Here is a 750-nt window from a genome sequence, read left to right on the forward strand (position 1 = left end):
CACGACCACCTGGACCCCGACGGACCCGCGCCCTCCGAACACGAAAACGAGACACCACGCCGCGAACTATCCCTCCACACCGGCACAGACGGACGCCTCAACTTCACCGGCTCCTTCGACAGTGAAACCGGCACCCTGTTCAGCGAGATCCTCAGCCCACTGGCCAAACCACGGCCCGCTGAGAACGGTACCCCTGATCAGCGGTCAGTGTCTGAGCGCAACGGGGACGCGCTCGCGGAAGCGTTGAATCTGATCGCGGACTCCGGGAAACTCCCCACCCAGGGCGCCGAGCGGCCACATCTCACCATCACCATCAACTGGGACATGCTCCGAGACCGCCTCGGAGTCGCCTACCCACACAGCGGCGCACCCATCTCCCCCGAAGGCGTCCGCCGGCTCGCGTGCGACGCGGACATCATCCCGATCATGCTGGGCAGCGACAGCGTACCGCTGGACGTCGGACGCAACGAACGACTCATCACACCAGCCCTACGCAAAGCCTTGATAGCACGAGACAAAGGCTGCGCCAGATGCGGCCGACCACCCCGCTGGACACGGGGGCACCACGTGCAGCACTGGGCCGATGGTGGGCATACTTGCCTTGACAATTGCGTGCTCCTGTGCGACCGGTGCCATCGTTTGGTGCACCACGGCGGCTGGGACGTACGCATTGTTGACGGAATTGTTGAATTCCTACCGCCCGCGTACGTTGACCGCGAACGAAGACCCATCCGCGGCATTAACCAGCTC

At 64.1% G+C, this 750-nt stretch carries 1 protein-coding gene; it reads left to right on the plus strand.

Features of this window, described 5'->3' with window-relative positions; translation table 11 throughout:
• A partial coding sequence (locus ABD301_RS42235; protein ID WP_344315622.1) for an HNH endonuclease occupies positions 1-750 on the plus strand: 750 nt, incomplete at both ends.

Source organism: Fodinicola feengrottensis (assembly GCF_039530045.1).
GTDB classification, from domain to species: Bacteria; Actinomycetota; Actinomycetes; order Mycobacteriales; family HKI-0501; genus Fodinicola; species Fodinicola feengrottensis.